Consider the following 15,608-nt stretch of genomic DNA (forward strand, 5'->3'; position numbering starts at 1 on the left):
TCCGCCCGAACAAGCGCCTCGCAAGGGACCCGAAGTCAAGCCCCAATCGCAATCGACGCGCCAGCGGCGATGACGAAACCAAAGCCCGTCATGTCTTTGACCCACGCGCCCACCAACGCAAGGCGACCCAACCACCCAACGCGACCAACCCCGCTGGAACCGCCACCAGCCGCCCTAAGCCGACCCGCACAACCCAAGCCGACCACTACTTGGTCGACCCTGCGAGCACTCCCTGCACGAAGTACCGCTGAAACGCCAGGAACACCGCAAGCGGCACCACCATCGACAGGAACGCCCCACTGGCCAGCAGGTCGATGTTGGTACCGAACTGCCGAAGCTGCCCGCGCAACGCCAAAGTGATCGGCGCCGAGTCCTGGTCAGCGAACACCAACGCCACCAACAGGTCGTTCCACACCCACAAAAACTGAAAGATCGCCAGCGACGCCAAAGCAGGCTTCGCGACCGGCAGCACGACCCGCCGGAAGATCACCCACTCGGTCGCGCCGTCCATCCGCGCGGCCTCCACCAGATCGCGCGGAATCCCCACGAAGAAGTTGCGCAGCAAGAAGATCGCGAACGGCAGCCCGAACGCGACGTGGAACGCCACGACCCCGACGATCGTCCCGAACAACCCCAGAGCACCGAACAGCTTCGCCACCGGGATCAGCGCGACCTGCACCGGCATCACCAGCAGCCCGACCACGAGAACCGTCAGCCAGATCCGGCCGCGGAACTCGATCCACGCCAACCCGTACGCCGCGAGCGCCGCCAGCACCACCACCAGAACCGTCGACGGCACCGCGATGTACACAGTGTTGAGGAACGACTGGAGCACAGAAGCGTTGCCCACAAGGTCGACGTAGTTGTCCAGCGTCAACGAGGCAGGCTGAACGAAAACCGTCCACCAGCCCCCGGCGGTGTTCGCCCGCTCGCTGCGCAACGACGCGACGAACAGACCGAACACCGGCATCAGCCAGAACACCGCGATCAACGCGAGCAGCACCTGCACAAATCCGTTGCCCAGCGAGGACACCGCACGCGACAGCACACCCCGGCGCGGCGCCCCGGAGACACTCAAAGACACCACGCGAGGCTCGTCCAGCACAGTCACGTCTGCTCCCGTCGGAATCGGCGGATGTTGAACAGCATCGCGGGCGCCACGAGCAGGAACAGCACCACGGCCAGTGCGCTGCCCGCTCCCTGGTCACCGCCGGAGCCGAACGAGACCTGCCACATCTGCAGCGCCAGCACGTTCGCCTCCTCCTGCACCGAGCCTGGCGCGATGACGAACACGAGCTCGAAGATCTTCAGCACGTTGATCACCAGCGTCACGAACACGACCAGCAGCACCGGCATCAGCAGCGGCACGGTCACCCGCCGGAACACCTGCCACTCGGTCGCGCCGTCGACTCGTGCCGCTTCCAGCGCATCACGCGGGATCGCGGACAACCCGGCGGCGATGAACGTGATCGCGAACCCGGTCATGATCCAAATCCAGGACGAGATGATCACCGGCGTGATCAGCGACGGCCCGAGCCAGGTGAGCCCGCGGAACGGCAGCGCGAAGTTCGAAACAGGCAACCGAAGCGCGTAGTCGCGGTTGGCGAGGTCCGGGAACGTGAACACGCCGTTCGACCCGGTGGTCGTGCGAGCGACGACGACACCGTCCGCCACCGCCTCGACGATGACCCCCGGCAGTCCGCGTTCGCCCGAGTCCGTCTTCGCCGCGAGCCCACCAGCGGACACGTCCAGCCACACCGCGCCGCGCAGCTCGTCCATGTCGCGAGCCGGCAACTCGGCGGCGGCAGCGGTGTCGGGCAGCTGGCGCGGTGCGAACCCCACCATCGGAACGGTCACCAGGTCACCGGGCCGGAACGAAGACGTCGTGGCGTAACCATCCGGTGTCGCGACGATGGGAGCGCCGTCACGAGGCCGTGCGCCGGGGAACGCCGACGGCGACGCGAACACGTCGTGGACACCGACCGCGACGGCGTTGACGACGCCCTGGTTCGGATCTTCCTCGTACACCAGCCGGAAGATGATGCCGGACGCGAACAGCGAGATCGCCATCGGCATGAAGAGCACCAACCGGAACGCGGCGGCCCAGCGGATCCGTTCGGTGAGCACCGCGAGGATCAGCCCGAGTCCGGTGACCGCTGCCGGTGCCACCACGACCCAGATGACGTTGTTCTTGAACGCGGTCAGCGTGCGCGCGTCGGTGAAGAGGTCCACGTAGTTCCCGAGCCCGACGAACGAGCCGGACCGGTCGAAGAAGCTGCGCACCACCGAGTACAGCAGCGGGTACACGACGAGCGCGCCCAGCACCAGCAGTCCCGGCAGCAGGAACGGGATCGCCTGCCTCGGGGACCGGCCGGGAATCCGATCCGTCATGCGGCGAACGCCTTCGCCGCCTCGGCCTCGAGCCGCTGCATCGTCGCGTCGACGGCACCGGGATCGGCCAGGAAGTCCTGCAGCGCCTTCCACTCCCCCGCGCCCTTCGTGCCACCGAACGCGGCGGGAGCGAGGTCGGACATGTCGAAGCGCACGTTGTCGCCTGCCTGCACGAGCTGCTGGGCGAGCTCACGGGTGACGTCGTCGGGGTAGGTGTCCGCCGGCACGTTCTTGTTGGGAGACAAGAAGCCACCCTGCTCCGCCCACACCGCGGCGGCCTCAGCGGACGCCAGGTACTCCATGAGCTTCGCGGTGTTCTCGTCGTCCTTGAACTGCACGGCCATGTCCCCACCGGCGACAACCGCCGGCCCGCTGCCCGACACCGACGGGAACGGGAAGAACCTGGCGTCGGCGCCCACCTTCGCGGACGTGCTCGCGGTGATGACACCCGAGACGAAGTCGCCCTCGAACACCATCGCGGCCTTCTGCGGGTTGCCGAACACGTTCGTCACCGACTTGGGGAACTCCGTCTGCAACGCCCCGGCCGCTCCACCCTCGATGAGCTGCGGCGACCCGAAGAGCCCTGCCAGCGTCTGCAACGCGGTCTTCACGGAAGGATCGGTCCACGGGATCTCGTGCTTGCTGAGCTTGTCGTAGTTCTGCGGGCCCGCGGTGCGCAGGTAGACGTTCTCGAACCAGTCGGTGAGCGTCCAGCCGTCCGCACCCGCGACCGACACGGCGGGCATGCCGCCGTCCGACAAAGTCCGCGCCGCCTTCACGAAGTCGTCCCAGGTCTTCGGCACGCCGACACCGGCCAGCGCCAACGCGTTGTTGCTGTACCAGACCGTGGACTTGTTGGCGGCCTTGAAGTACACGCCGTAGAGCTGACCCTTGACGCTGCCGAGCTGCTTCCACACACCGGCGTAGTTCTGGTCGACAGCAGCGGAAACGCCAGCCGCCACAGGCTTCAGCTTGCCGTCGGTGGCGTACCGCGCGACGAGACCGGGCTGGGCGACCAGCGCGACGTTCGGCGCGGTTCCGCCCTGCAGCCGGGTCTCCAGCACGGTCGGCAGCTCGTCACCGGCCGCCGTGTAGGTCACGTCGATGCCGGACTTCTTCTCGAACTTGTCGAGCACGCGTTCGAACCGCGCCTGCTCGTCGCCGGACCAGGTGCCGACCACCTCGACGGACTGCCCGCTCGGGGTCGCCGTGCCGCCGGTGCACCCCGCCAGCACCAGTGCTGTGGCGATCGCTGTGATGCCGAGGGCTCTCATCGCTGTTCTCCTGACGTGGTCCAGATGGAAGACCCGGTGACCGGGTCGAAGAAGTGGAGGCGCGAGGTGTCGACCCAGGCGGCGACCTGCTGCCCCTCGTAGACGTTGGTGCGCGGCGAGAACCGTCCGACGAGGACGGTTCCCTTGGAAGGCGCGAGGTCCGCGGTGCCGGCGTCCTCCGCCAGCAGCCGGGTGTCCTCGGTGTTGGCCGGTGGCGCGTCGATCGGGAGGTGCACGAGCACGTCCGACCCCATCGCCTCGACGAGGTCCGCCACGGAGTGCAGGAGCTGGCCTTCACGCGCGTCGGCGAGCGAGGCGTCCTCCATGTCCTCCGGCCGGATGCCGACGACGACCTCCTGGCCCTCGTAGTCCTTCAGCGCCGGGCGTGCGTGCAGCACGGAGTCCGGCAGCAGCAACGTGTCGGAGCTCAGCGACACCCAGTACCGGCCGTCGACCTGGTGCAGCCGCCCGAGCACCTGGTTCATGCCCGGTGAGCCGATGAACCCCGCGACGAACAGGTTCGCCGGGCGGTCGTAGAGCTCCTGGGGCGGTCCGACCTGTTGCAGCACACCGCGTTTCATCACGGCCACGCGGTCGCCGAGGGTCATCGCCTCGGTCTGGTCGTGCGTCACGTACACGGTCGTCACACCAAGATCGCGCTGCACGCGAGCAATCTGCGCGCGCATCTGCACCCGCAGCTTGGCGTCCAGGTTGGACAGTGGTTCGTCCATCAGGAACACCTGCGGGGCGCGGACGATCGCGCGGCCCATCGCGACGCGCTGCCGCTGGCCGCCGGAGAGGTTGCGCGGCTTGCGGTCGAGGTGCTCGGCGAGCTCCAGCGCCTCCGCGACCTCGCGCACCCGCTCGTCGATCCTCTGCTTCGGCAGCTTGCGCAGCGTCAGGCCGAACGCGATGTTGTCGTAGACGTTCAGATGCGGGTACAGGGCGTAGGACTGGAAGACCATCGCCACGTCCCGGTCGCGCGACGGCACGTCGTTGACGACCCGCTCGCCGATCCGGATGCTGCCCTCGCTGATGTTCTCCAGCCCCGCGATCATCCGCAGCGCCGTGGTCTTCCCGCAGCCGGACGGGCCCACCAGCACCAGGAACTCGCCGTCGCGGATGTCGAGGTTCAGGTCTTCCACCGCTCGGGTGCCGTCCGCGTACGCCTTGCCGAGCCCGGTGAGGACTACCTCAGCCACTCCTGCTCCTCGCTCTCGTTCGGTGCGAGGAAGGTAGTGCGGGCTTCCTTAACTGCCCCTTAAACGCGGAACACGGTTCCCACCCCGTTCTCGGCACGGGGTCGCGCGAGGTTCTACCCTCCGTTCATGAAACGGGAGATGACCAGGTCGTTGATCTTGGCGACCGGTCTCGTCGCTCTGGTGCTCGTGTGCGCCGGGTCCGCGCTCCTGTTGTGGGACAACGTCCGCGTCGCCGAAGCCGCGGACCGGCAGGACGTCGCCGCCATCGCCGCGGTGGTGGCTGTGACGACGGACCGCGACGACCTGCGCGCCGCCGTGGCCCGCACGGCGGCCGGTGCGGACGGCAGGATCGCCGTTCATCTCGTGCTCGGCGACATCATCGGCTCCGGCCGGGCCACCCACGCCGAAGTCGCGGCGGTGGCGGCGGGCGCACCGGCACCGTCGTCGTGGCGGGTGCTGCCGGGACGCGCGGTCGTCGAGCTGACCGAGCCCGCCGCAGTGGTCGACGTGGAGACCGCGGGCGAGATCGGGCTGCTGGTGGTGATCGCCGTGCTCGGGAGTGCGGCCGCGGTGTGGTTGGGAGGCAGGCGTTTCCGGCCTCTGCTGCGGGACATGCGGACTCTCGCCGACGCCGCACGAGCCGGTGGCACGCGAGTGCGCGCGACCGGTCCGGCCGAGCTCGCCGATCTCGCCGCGGCCGTGAACGAGGTCGCCGATCGCACGGATCGGTTGCTGGCAGGCGAACGCGAGATGATCGCGGACGTGTCGCACCGGCTGCGCACGCCGTTGACCGCGCTGCGCCTGGACATCGACGTGCTCGACGACAGCGTGGTCGCGAACCGGATCCGCGGCGCGGTGCGCGCGCTGAACCGCGACGTGGACCTGATCATCGAGTCGCTGCGACCGGTCGGCCCGCTGCGTCCCGCCGAGTGCGACCTGACGGCGGTGGTGCGGGCGCGCATGGAGTTCTGGTCGGTGCGCGCGGAAGACCAGGGCAGGTGGTGCGAAGTGGACGTTCCAGATCCCCCGCTGCCGGTCGGACTGGCGGCGGACGTGCTCGCCGCGGCCGTGGACACCGTGCTGGACAACGTTTTCCGGCACACGCCGGAGGGATCGCCGATCGCGGTCGAGGTCGTCGCGCACGCGGGCTGGGTCACGCTGGTGGTCGAGGACGGCGGCCGAGGGGTGTCCGAACCGGACGAGGCGGTGCTGCGCGGGCACAGCGGCGGCAGTTCGACCGGCCTGGGACTCGCCATCGCGCGTGCCGCCGCGGAGTCCACCGGCGGGTCGCTGCACGTGGAACGCGGCAGGCTGGGTGGCGCGCGGATCAGGATGCGGTTCGGCGAGGCGGGCAGGACGACCGGGTCGGCCGCTCCGCGCGCGTGGCGGCTCTGGCACTCCACCCGCTGACGCGCAATTCGCTGCGGAGGATTCCCAGAAGTCAACTTAAGACTGCCTCCACCGAGTCACCAGGCTCCGCGGTGAAAGTGGAGCGCTCGGGCAGACAAAGGTGCTCCGGCGGGCATCCGGGTTACCGGAAAGGAGTTCGTTGTGCTTGCCTGCACGGTGATCTCGGCCAGGCGGAGGATAACGTGACGGCGCTTGCAAACAAATTTCACGACACCGGCGCGACGGCGGTGCAGGCATTGCCCGCCGAGCTCCGGAAATCGCTGACGAACCTGGCGAGGACGCCACATCTGCTGGTCGCGAGCGACTACGACGGCACGCTGGCGCCGATCGCCCCGGTACCCGACGAGGCCTTCCCGGACCAGCGTTCGGTCGCCGCGCTGCGCTCGCTCGCCGGTCTGCACGAGACGACCTGCGCGGTGATCTCCGGGCGTGCGCTGCGCGATCTGGCCACGCTGTCCCGGTTGCCGGGCGAGGTGCACCTCGTGGGGTCACACGGTTCGGAGTTCGACGTCGGGTTCGTCAACGTGCTGCCCGCACGCGCCCGTGAGACGCTCGCCGACCTGCACCGCGAGCTCGAAGCGCTGGTCAGGGTGACGCCGGGGGCGTTGCTCGAACTGAAGCCGGCGGCCATCGCGGTGCACTACCGCGGCTGCGCGGAGTCGGTGGCACAGCGGTTGCTCAAGGTGTTGCGGACGGGTCCTTGCGCCGCGTCGGGCCTTCAGGTCACGTACGGCAAAGCGGTCGTCGAACTGTCCGTTGTGGACACCGACAAGGGTCGGGCCTTGGACGTGCTGCGGCATCAGGCCGGTGCCACGGCGGCGATCTTCCTGGGTGACGACGTGACGGACGAGAAGGCGTTCGCGCGCTTATCCGGTCCCGACGTCGGCATCAACGTCGGTGGTGGCGAGTCGCTGGCGGAGTTCCGGGTGGACGATCCCGGCGCGGTCGCGGCGGTGCTGGCGTTCCTGCTGGAGGAGCGACGGGCGTGGCTGCACGGCGATCAGGTGGTGCCGATCGAGCGGTTGACGATGCTGGCGAACGAACGTTCGGTGGCGTTGGTGACGCCGGATGCCAAGGTCAACTGGCTGTGCCACCCCGAGCCGGACTCGGCGGCGATCTTCGCGGATCTGCTGGGTGGCCCTGCCGCAGGACACTTCTCGATCAGGCCGGAGCACGGGTCGTTGCCGTTGGGGCAGCGGTATCTGCCGGGCACGATGATCGTGGAGACGCGGTGGTCGCGGTTGCTCGTCACGGACTACCTGGAGCACGACCTCGAATCGCACCGCACGGATCTGGTGCGGCGGATCTCCGGTTCGACGGACGCGGTGATCACGTTCGCGCCGCGGCCGGAGTTCGGTCAGGTACCGGTGCGGTTGGTGCGCGAGCCCGAAGGCCTGCGCGTGGTCGGCACCTCGGACCCGATGGTGCTGAGGTCGCCGGAGGTCGACTGGGTGATCACGTCCGACGGGGTGCACGAGACCGCGCTGGCCGTGGTGAAGCTTCGCGAGGACGCCCCGGTGGTGCTGGAACTGCGGTGCGGCACCGACAACCTGTCCGCTGCCGGTGCGGACGAACCGGCGCGGCACCGTCGTGCGGCGATCTACTGGTCGTCGTGGGCGGACGGGCTGACGTTGCCCGCCGTCGAGCCGGATCTGGTGCTGCGGTCGGCGTTGACGTTGCGCGGGCTGGTGCACGTGCCGTCCGGTTCGATCATGGCGGCGGCCACGACGTCGTTGCCGGAGGAGCTGGGCGGGGTTCGGAACTGGGACTACCGGTACTGCTGGCTGCGTGACGCCGCGATGACCGCTGCAGCTTTGGTGTCGCTGGGGTCGTTCACCGAGGCGGAGGGTTTCTTGGTGTGGCTGCACGGGGTTCTGGCGACGGTGCCGGGGCCGGAGCGGCTGCATCCCCTGTACACGTTGCACGGCACGCAGCTCGGTGCCGAGGCCGTGATCGACACGTTGCCGGGTTATGCGGGTTCGCGTCCGGTACGGGTCGGCAACCTCGCGAACCAGCAGGTGCAGCTCGACGTGTTCGGTCCTGTCGTCGATCTCGTGGTCGCCTTGGCTTCGGCGCGCGGGTCGTTGTCCGATGAGGACTGGGCGATGGTGCGGGCGATGGCCGAGGCCGTGTCGAGGCGTTGGCACGAACCGGATCACGGCATCTGGGAGGAACGGCACGCGCCGCGCCACCACGTGTACTCGAAGGTCATGTGCTGGCTGACGATCGACCGCGCGATCAAGCTCGGCGAGCGGTTCGGCCGCGCGTTGGATCCGTCGTGGGTCTTCCTGCGGGACGCGATCTCCACGGATGTTCTGAAATACGGCTGGAACGACGACGTCCAGTCGTTCACCACGGCCTACGACGGCGACGACCTGGACGCGGCTTCGTTGTTCGTCGGCCTGTCCGGGCTCATCGACCCGACGGATGATCGCTTCCAGGCCACGGTCACCGCGGTCGAAGCGTCGTTGCGTTCCGGCTCGACCGTCTACCGGTACCGCCGAGACGACGGCCTGCCCGGTGACGAAGGCGGCTTCCACCTGTGCGCGGCGTGGATGATCGAGGCCTACCTGCTGACCGGTCGTCGCACCGAAGCCGAAGAGCTGTTCGGACAGATCGTCGCCGCAGCAGGGCCTACCGGTCTGTTGCCCGAGGAGTACGACCCGATCAGCGAACGCTCGCTGGGCAACCACCCGCAGGCGTACTCGCACCTGGGCCTGATCCGCTGCGCTCAGCTGCTCTCGCGGTGAGGTTCCGCGCCGGGCTGGGTCACACCAGCCCGGCGCGTGCGACCTGAGCGACCGCTTCGACCCGGTTGCGCGCGCCGCACTTCCGCACCACGGCCTGGACGCGGTTGACGACGGTCCGGTGCGACAGCGACACCTTCGCGGCGATCTCACGGGAGTCCCAGCCGTCCGCGACGAGGCTCAGCAGCTCGACGTCCCGCTTGTCCAGGACCGCCAGTGGATGGACGGTCGCGCGCACCTCGTCCAGCGCCTCTCCGAGGTCCTCCACCAGCCGCGGGGCTTCGATCACCGCGCTGACCAACCGGTCGCGGTCCATCGTCGCCCGCGGCAGCACACTCACCACCCCGGCTCGCGCCGCCGCGTCGAGGGCGTCGTCGGGCATGTTGTCGAGTGCCAGCACGACGACCGCGCCGATTCGCCGCGCCGTTTCTCCGAGTGAATCGAAAAAGATCCCGTCCACCAGGCCTTCCACCGCCACGACCACGTCCGCGGAGGAATCTTCGGCAATGGTGATGCCGGGATGAGAGGTCAGCCAGTCCGACACCCCCGCGATGACGACCGGCTCAGCCTCCGGCAACCGCACCCGGATCACTCGGATTCCACCTTTCGGCCCATGGGCACTCGCATCGATGACTCAGCGGATATCAATCCGTGCCCTTCCAGCCCGCAAACGCCTTCGGGACGTCTCCCGCGCCGGAACGGGAGGCAGTATCTCGCCACGGCCCCTGTTCACTCCGCACGCACTCGAGGTCGCATGCACTCCGTTCTGCTCGTCGAAGATGACGAGAGCATCAGGGCTGCTTTGCGCAGCGCGTTGACCGAACGCCAGTTCTCCGTCGTGGCAGTCGCGACCGCCGCCGAAGGGCTGCGCGAGACCGCCGCCGGCCCAGTCGACATCGTGCTGCTGGACCTCGGCCTCCCGGACCTGGACGGTGCCGCTGCGCTGCGCATGATCCGCGGCATCAGCTCGGTCCCGGTGATCGTCGTGACCGCCCGCCGCGGCGAGACCTCCATCGTGCAGCTGCTCGAAGCCGGCGCCGACGACTACGTGGTCAAACCGTTCTCCGCCGACCACCTCGTCGCCCGCATGCGCGCGTTGTTGCGCCGCACCAACACCACCGCCGCCGCGGAAGAACAACGCGTGGTCGCCGCCGGGGGCCTGCACATCGACCTGCTCCAGCGCAGCGCGTCGTTCCACGGCCAGCACCTCGCCCTGACCCGCCGCGAGTTCGACCTGCTCGTCTACCTCGCCGAGCGCCCGAACCGCGTCGTGACCCGCCGGGAACTGTGCGACCAGGTATGGGCCGCGTCCGAGAAGGCCAGCGACCAGACGATCGACGTGCACCTGTCGTGGTTGCGCCGCAAGCTGGGCGAGACCGCCGCGAATCCCCGTTACCTGCACACGGTTCGCGGCGTCGGCGTCAAACTCGTCGTGACGACCTGACCTGTTTCAGATCACGCCGGCCCGTGCCGCGTAAGCGACGGCATGCGCGCGGTTGCGCAGGTTCAGCCGGCTGATCATCCCCTGGATGATGTTCTTCACCGTGCGCTCGGAGTACCAGAGCGCTTCCGCGACCTCAGCCGTGTCCTTGCCGTCCGCCAGCAACGTCAGCACGTTGATCTCGCGCGGCGTGAGACCGGAGCTGGTCAACCCGTTGGGCCGCAACACCTTGTCGTGCAACGTGTGCACCTGCTCCAGCAGCGGCCCGATCAGCTTCGCCGGAATCTCCCCCGCGCCGGCGGCCACGGCCAGGATGGTGTTGATCAGCCGTTCCCCGGTCGCCTGCGCCATGGGCACCACGGCCCGCACGCCCCATTCGACCGCGCCCAGCAACTGCGACTCGCGCAGGTCCTGCACCACCAGGATGATCGGCTTGGTGAACTCGGGCAGTTTCTCCCGCAGCCCTCGCAGATCCGCGATCCTCAGGTGATCGTGCGCCACCACGAGAACATCCGCGTCCTGCCACCGTTCCACCGGAACCGGTTCGACAGCTGGCTGTCCACGCAGCAGCGCCATCACTCCGGCCCGCAGGATCGGAGTGTGGGCGTGCACAGCAACCGGTGTCGCATCCACTCGACGGCCTCCTTGCCATTCAGCGTCGAGCGCAATGATGAGGGACCCTCTCTTAACACCTCCTTAAAAGAAATTCACGACTGCCGGGTAACTCTCCAGGCTCCGCAACACCAGCCCCGCGTGGAACGCCATCGCCTGCGAGTCCCCGCGATCCACCGCCGCGGCCAGCTCCTCGACCGCCACCACGGACGCCAACAGGTCCACGACCTCTTCCGCACGTTCGTACTCATGCCGGCGCACGAACTCGCGGTGCGCCTCGAGCAACAAAGCGTCCTCGACCGACCGTGGTTCCGGAACCGCCATCGCAGCCGTCCTTTCAGCAGAATTGGTCAAGACCATGACGAACCGGCCACGGCTTGACCAGCCCAGGACCGCGTTTCTGCCCTGATGGACGCACAACCGAGGCCCCCACGAACCTGCCTCACCCGATGAGAACGCGCTCACGCTTCGGCAACCGCACCTCACCCCGGCCCCTCAACGCACGCGGCGTGGCAGCCACGATCGCCTGCAACACCGCCGCGGCCCGCGGAAACCACCTGCGACCGGCATCCGGCGCCCGGAACCAGCTCCGGTCGCTCACCACGTTGACCAACGGCAACCGCAACACCACCGGCACGCTCAGATACCGCACGTCCGGCGGCATCTGGAACTGCCCGAACACCGCGTCGTCGGCCTCAGCCAGGAACTGGACCCGAGGCTCCCCCTCCTCGACCAACAGCGCGGCCGTCACGATGTCGTTTCCTTCCAACACTTCCTGCACCCTCGTGGCCCTGTCCGCGGGTACGTCGAACGCCACCACCCCACGCCCCAACGGCAGACACACGCCGTCCCTCGTCACCAGCACAGGCCAGAAATGAACTTCGCGATACCAGGCCGCGGCCCGCTCCACCGCGGGTGACTGCTCCGGTTGCATCGGCGGACTCCTTCACGCTCGCAGAAACCCCCAGTGCAGCACCAGAACCCCGGCGCCAGAACCTCCCCGGCACAGCCATGTCCAAAAGGGCCCCAAACACCAACCGATCCGCCACTAGATGGTTGATTCCAAGGAGTCGACGCGCCCCGGGAACCCCTCCCTGCTGGTCATGGCGTGTGCAAGTACTACCAACTCAAGATCAACAGGCGCTTTGCCACTACCAACTCACGGGCAGATGGCCGGCCAGAGCACGGGAGACAACCCGGCGGCCGACGATGCCCGCGCCGACGGGCGACCAGTTGGTAGTGGAAAAGTGCTGGATGATCTTGAGTTGGCAGTACTTGCAGACGCCACAAGCAACAGGGCGGGGTGGCGGCACCTTGGAATCAACCATCTAGATGCCCAGCCGTGCAACACCCAAGGACCCCACGGGCACGCCTCGCGCGTTCCCAGCCCTTCCCGGTACCGCCATCCGTACGTTCGATCACACCCATGCAATCGCCCGGAGGACCCAATGCAGGCATCGGACCCCGCCACAGACCACCAGGACACCACCCTGGTCTGCATCGCCCGAGTCCACGACCACCTCCGCGGCGGCCCCCACAACTTCTCCTTCGACCGCCACTACGCCGACGCCACCCCGGAAGCGTCCACAGTGGTCCGCCACATCCTCCAGGCCGAACAAGCCTTCCTGACCCGGTCCGCCCACTTCATGCTGTCCCAAGGCATCCGCCAGTTCCTGGACCTGGGCTCAGGCCTGCCAACCAACGCGTTGACCACCCTCTCTCCAGAAGCGACCGTCGTGCACGTCGACACCGACCCGGCAGTCGTGGCACACGGCCGACTCCTGTGCCGCAACCACTTCCTCCAAGCCGACGCCACCCACCTCAACGAGGTCCTCGTCCCTCTCATCACCGCCGGAACCCTCGAACTCCACAAACCGATCGGCCTCCTCGCGATCGGCCTCCCCCACCTCCTCCCGGACACGGCCAGAGCCCTGACGTTCCTCCCGTCCTACGCCAAAACCCTGGCCCCGGGCAGCGCCCTGGCTCTGACCCACCTGACCCCGTGGTTCGCCGACCGCCTGACCCCCGCAGCCACAAACCTGATCGCCGGCCCGGGCAACTCCCTGCACCCGCGCAGAAGACGCAAGGTGGCCAAGATGTTCACCGGCTTCGACCTCGTAACCCCAGGCCTGACAACACTGTCGCAACCGGACACCGCACTGCTCGCCGGCCTGGGCGTCAAACCATGAGCGCCCAACTGGAAGACCTGCTGCGCGACCTCCACACCACCCTCGCCGCCCAGGGCAACCTCCGCGCCGCCGAGCAGACGTTCGACATGCTCGTGGCAGCCGCGACCGCGACCGAGCTGATGAAGTCGCTGGAACGCGGGGACGACGAAGCCACGCGCTTCCACACCGACCTGCTCAACCAGTGCCTGGAGACAGCCGAAGTCCCGAACTTCCACATCAACCCCTGACCAGCCGATTCAAGCGCAAACCAAGAATTCGCCCTCTCCGGCCGAGCAGCGTTTCGGACATGAAGAAACGCACTCGCCTCGTATCAGCGTCGTTCGTCGCCGCACTCGCGGTGGCCATGCTCTCCAGCGCCACGTCGGCGACGGCAGGCCCTGCCGATCTGGCCGACGCCCTGCGAGCGGAACTGGACACGCAGATCGCGGACCAGCTGAAGCAACACCCGGCCGCCCGGCGCACGAGCGTCAACGAGCTGGCGTGGCAGGACGGCACGGTGGACGTCGTGCTGACCCTGCCGATCCCCGGACAGACGAAGGCACTGGCACCCGACTGCCCGTTCAGGTCGGTGTGCGTCTACGAGGACAGCCAGTTCAACGGGAGACGCTTGACGTTCACCAAGTGCGGGACCGCCTCGATCGGCTTCCTCACGTCGTCGTGGCACAACAACCAAACCGTCAACACCGAGTCGTGGCTGATCGGTCCGTTCGGCCCGAACCTGCAGAGCAACCTGGCTCCCAGCAAGGTCAGCTACGTCGGTGATCCGGCCAACGACGCTGCGATCGCGATCCATGTCTGCTGAGCGCGCAGTGAGATTCCTGGCGCTGGCCTTGGTCGCGTGCGGCGCCCTCTGGACCGGCCAGGCGGCCGCAGCACCCACGCGCGACGACGTGGGGATCCAGTTCAACTGCGCGACCTACCCCGCCGACCAGAGCCTGACGCGGACCCAGATCCTGCAGCGAGCCAGATCCTGGATCGACGAACGGGTGCCCTACAGCCAGTCCCGGTGCCACGACAACCAGTACGGCGACTACCGGACCGACTGTTCGGGCATGGTCTCGATGGCCTGGGGCCTGCGCATCTCGCGCGACACGTCGACCCTCCGCGACGTCGCCACCGAGATCGCCCGCTCCGACCTGCAACCGGGCGACATGCTGTGGCGCCGGGACAGCGCGGTCCAGCACGCGGCGATCTTCGTCCGGTGGGGCGACGACGCCCACACGAGGCCCGTCGTCCGGCAGGAGTCCGGTCCCGACGGCGTTCCCGCCAACGAGACGACCTACAGCGCCTCCTACGCGAACACGTTCACGCCGTTCCGCTACGACAACCTCGTCGCCGACCCACCGGCCGCGGTGCCGGTGTCCGGGATCGACTACTCGGCGTCATCGGCGGTGGTGTTCAACAACCAGCTGACCGTGTTCGCCCGCGGCGCCGACGGTTCGTTGCAGCACTGGTGGCTGGTCAACGGCCAGGCCAACCTGCACGACGTCTGGACAGGGCCGAACTCGGTCGGCGGCAAGCCCGTAGCGGTGGTCTACCGCGGCGTGTTGAACGTGTTCTACCGAGGTGTCGACGACACGTTGCAGCACTGGTGGTTCGACACCCGGTCCCACCACGACGTCTGGGGTGGCGGCAGCCTCGCCGGCGATCCGGTGGCAGCGGTGTTCGGCGACGCGCTCACGGTGTTCGGCCGCGGCACCGACGGCGTGCTGCAGAACTGGTGGCTCGTCGACGGCCAGGCCAACCGGCACTCACCGTGGGGCGGCGGCACCATCGCCGGGAACCCGACCGCCGTGGTCTACAACGGCATCCTGGCCGTGTTCGGCCGCGGCACCGACAACCGGCTCCACAACTGGTGGATCGTCAACGGACAAGCCAACCAGCACTCGATCTGGAGCGGCGGCAGCCTCGCCGGTGACGCCACCGCGGCCGTGTACCGCGGCATGCTCACGGTGTTCGGCCGCGGCACCGACGACCAGCTGCACAACTGGTGGATCGTCAACGGACAAGCCAACCAGCACTCGATCTGGGGCGGCGGTTCCCTCGCGGGAAGCCCGGCGGCAACCGTCTTCGGCGATGTTCTGACCGTGTTCGGCCGCGGCACCGACAACCGGCTCCACAACTGGTGGATCGTGAACGGCCAGGCGAACCAGCATTCCATCTGGAATGGCGGTTCGCTCACCAACGACCCCTGCACGACCCTGTTCACCAACGGCACCACGCTCACGGCATTCGGCCGCGGCACCGACGGCGCGCTGCAGAACTGGTGGATCGTGAACGGGCAAGCCAACCAGCACTCACCGTGGGGCGGCGGAAACATCGCACCCTGACCGCTCCGACAC

Annotated in this window: 15 protein-coding genes; 7 read left to right on the forward strand and 8 right to left on the reverse strand. The window is 68.2% G+C overall.

Features of this window, described 5'->3' with window-relative positions:
• Positions 1 to 205: 205 nt before the first annotated feature.
• From AB0M24_RS37155 to ugpC, 4 genes are read right to left on the reverse strand one after another with little or no spacing between them, the layout of a single operon-like run.
• Positions 206 to 1,111: a carbohydrate ABC transporter permease gene (locus AB0M24_RS37155; protein WP_363778165.1), complete on the reverse strand. Its 906-nt coding sequence runs from the start codon at positions 1,109 to 1,111 to the stop codon at positions 206 to 208.
• Positions 1,108 to 2,391: an ABC transporter permease subunit gene (locus tag AB0M24_RS37160; RefSeq protein WP_363778166.1), complete on the reverse strand. Its 1,284-nt coding sequence runs from the start codon at positions 2,389 to 2,391 to the stop codon at positions 1,108 to 1,110. Before AB0M24_RS37160 ends, AB0M24_RS37155 begins: the two co-directional genes overlap by 4 nt.
• On the reverse strand, positions 2,388 to 3,665 hold the full coding sequence (locus tag AB0M24_RS37165) for an ABC transporter substrate-binding protein (protein WP_363778167.1): 1,278 nt from the start codon (positions 3,663 to 3,665) through the stop codon (positions 2,388 to 2,390). The genes AB0M24_RS37160 and AB0M24_RS37165 overlap by 4 nt, the downstream gene beginning before the upstream one ends.
• Positions 3,662 to 4,867 (reverse strand): sn-glycerol-3-phosphate ABC transporter ATP-binding protein UgpC, encoded by a 1,206-nt coding sequence (gene ugpC / locus AB0M24_RS37170; protein ID WP_363778168.1) that lies wholly within the window; start codon positions 4,865 to 4,867, stop codon positions 3,662 to 3,664. Before ugpC ends, AB0M24_RS37165 begins: the two co-directional genes overlap by 4 nt.
• A gap of 126 nt (positions 4,868 to 4,993) precedes the next feature.
• Here ugpC and AB0M24_RS37175 point away from each other — a divergent pair, with 126 nt between their 5' ends.
• Positions 4,994 to 6,277, forward strand: a complete 1,284-nt coding sequence (locus AB0M24_RS37175) for a HAMP domain-containing sensor histidine kinase (protein ID WP_363778169.1) — start codon at positions 4,994 to 4,996, stop codon at positions 6,275 to 6,277.
• Between the two features lie 182 nt (positions 6,278 to 6,459).
• Complete coding sequence (gene otsB / locus AB0M24_RS37180; protein WP_363778170.1) at positions 6,460 to 9,027, forward strand: trehalose-phosphatase; 2,568 nt, start codon at positions 6,460 to 6,462, stop codon at positions 9,025 to 9,027.
• Between the two features lie 19 nt (positions 9,028 to 9,046).
• Here the strand turns inward: otsB and AB0M24_RS37185 are convergent, their stop codons facing one another.
• On the reverse strand, positions 9,047 to 9,616 hold the full coding sequence (locus tag AB0M24_RS37185; RefSeq protein WP_363778171.1) for a LuxR C-terminal-related transcriptional regulator: 570 nt from the start codon (positions 9,614 to 9,616) through the stop codon (positions 9,047 to 9,049).
• 162 nt (positions 9,617 to 9,778) lie between these two features.
• Here AB0M24_RS37185 and AB0M24_RS37190 point away from each other — a divergent pair, with 162 nt between their 5' ends.
• On the forward strand, positions 9,779 to 10,468 hold the full coding sequence (locus tag AB0M24_RS37190; protein WP_363778172.1) for a response regulator transcription factor: 690 nt from the start codon (positions 9,779 to 9,781) through the stop codon (positions 10,466 to 10,468).
• A gap of 6 nt (positions 10,469 to 10,474) precedes the next feature.
• Here the strand turns inward: AB0M24_RS37190 and AB0M24_RS37195 are convergent, their stop codons facing one another.
• From AB0M24_RS37195 to AB0M24_RS37205, 3 genes are all read right to left on the reverse strand, one after another.
• Positions 10,475 to 11,098 carry a LuxR C-terminal-related transcriptional regulator gene (locus AB0M24_RS37195; protein WP_363778173.1) on the reverse strand — a complete coding sequence of 208 codons (624 nt, stop codon included), beginning with the start codon at positions 11,096 to 11,098 and terminating at the stop codon, positions 10,475 to 10,477.
• A gap of 63 nt (positions 11,099 to 11,161) precedes the next feature.
• Positions 11,162 to 11,401, reverse strand: a complete 240-nt coding sequence (locus AB0M24_RS37200; RefSeq protein WP_363778174.1) for a hypothetical protein — start codon at positions 11,399 to 11,401, stop codon at positions 11,162 to 11,164.
• A gap of 118 nt (positions 11,402 to 11,519) precedes the next feature.
• Positions 11,520 to 12,011 carry a hypothetical protein gene (locus AB0M24_RS37205; protein WP_363778175.1) on the reverse strand — a complete coding sequence of 164 codons (492 nt, stop codon included), beginning with the start codon at positions 12,009 to 12,011 and terminating at the stop codon, positions 11,520 to 11,522.
• Positions 12,012 to 12,525: 514 nt separating this feature from the next.
• On the opposite strand from AB0M24_RS37205, the gene AB0M24_RS37210 reads away from it, so the two are divergent.
• From AB0M24_RS37210 to AB0M24_RS37225, 4 genes are read left to right on the forward strand one after another with little or no spacing between them, the layout of a single operon-like run.
• Complete coding sequence (locus AB0M24_RS37210) at positions 12,526 to 13,266, forward strand: SAM-dependent methyltransferase (protein WP_363778176.1); 741 nt, start codon at positions 12,526 to 12,528, stop codon at positions 13,264 to 13,266.
• Complete coding sequence (locus AB0M24_RS37215; RefSeq protein WP_363778177.1) at positions 13,263 to 13,493, forward strand: hypothetical protein; 231 nt, start codon at positions 13,263 to 13,265, stop codon at positions 13,491 to 13,493. Before AB0M24_RS37210 ends, AB0M24_RS37215 begins: the two co-directional genes overlap by 4 nt.
• A 59-nt stretch (positions 13,494 to 13,552) precedes the next feature.
• Entirely contained in the window at positions 13,553 to 14,068 is a 516-nt protein-coding gene (locus AB0M24_RS37220; RefSeq protein ID WP_363778178.1) for a hypothetical protein, read from the forward strand.
• A complete protein-coding gene (locus AB0M24_RS37225; protein ID WP_363778179.1) occupies positions 14,058 to 15,596 on the forward strand; it encodes an NlpC/P60 family protein in 1,539 nt (512 codons plus the stop codon). Before AB0M24_RS37220 ends, AB0M24_RS37225 begins: the two co-directional genes overlap by 11 nt.
• Positions 15,597 to 15,608: the final 12 nt, after the last annotated feature.

This window comes from Lentzea sp. NPDC051838, from assembly GCF_040681245.1.
Lineage (GTDB): Bacteria > Actinomycetota > Actinomycetes > Mycobacteriales > Pseudonocardiaceae > Lentzea.

Coding starts and splice junctions, on each gene's coding strand:
- AB0M24_RS37160 (WP_363778166.1), bottom strand. CDS start 2,391: ATGACGGATCGGATTCCCGGCCGGTCCCCGAGGCAGGCGATCCCGTTC.
- AB0M24_RS37165 (WP_363778167.1), bottom strand. CDS start 3,665: ATGAGAGCCCTCGGCATCACAGCGATCGCCACAGCACTGGTGCTGGCG.
- AB0M24_RS37175 (WP_363778169.1), top strand. CDS start 4,994: ATGAAACGGGAGATGACCAGGTCGTTGATCTTGGCGACCGGTCTCGTC.
- AB0M24_RS37190 (WP_363778172.1), top strand. CDS start 9,779: ATGCACTCCGTTCTGCTCGTCGAAGATGACGAGAGCATCAGGGCTGCT.
- AB0M24_RS37200 (WP_363778174.1), bottom strand. CDS start 11,401: ATGGCGGTTCCGGAACCACGGTCGGTCGAGGACGCTTTGTTGCTCGAG.
- AB0M24_RS37205 (WP_363778175.1), bottom strand. CDS start 12,011: ATGCAACCGGAGCAGTCACCCGCGGTGGAGCGGGCCGCGGCCTGGTAT.
- AB0M24_RS37210 (WP_363778176.1), top strand. CDS start 12,526: ATGCAGGCATCGGACCCCGCCACAGACCACCAGGACACCACCCTGGTC.
- AB0M24_RS37215 (WP_363778177.1), top strand. CDS start 13,263: ATGAGCGCCCAACTGGAAGACCTGCTGCGCGACCTCCACACCACCCTC.
- AB0M24_RS37220 (WP_363778178.1), top strand. CDS start 13,553: ATGAAGAAACGCACTCGCCTCGTATCAGCGTCGTTCGTCGCCGCACTC.
- AB0M24_RS37225 (WP_363778179.1), top strand. CDS start 14,058: ATGTCTGCTGAGCGCGCAGTGAGATTCCTGGCGCTGGCCTTGGTCGCG.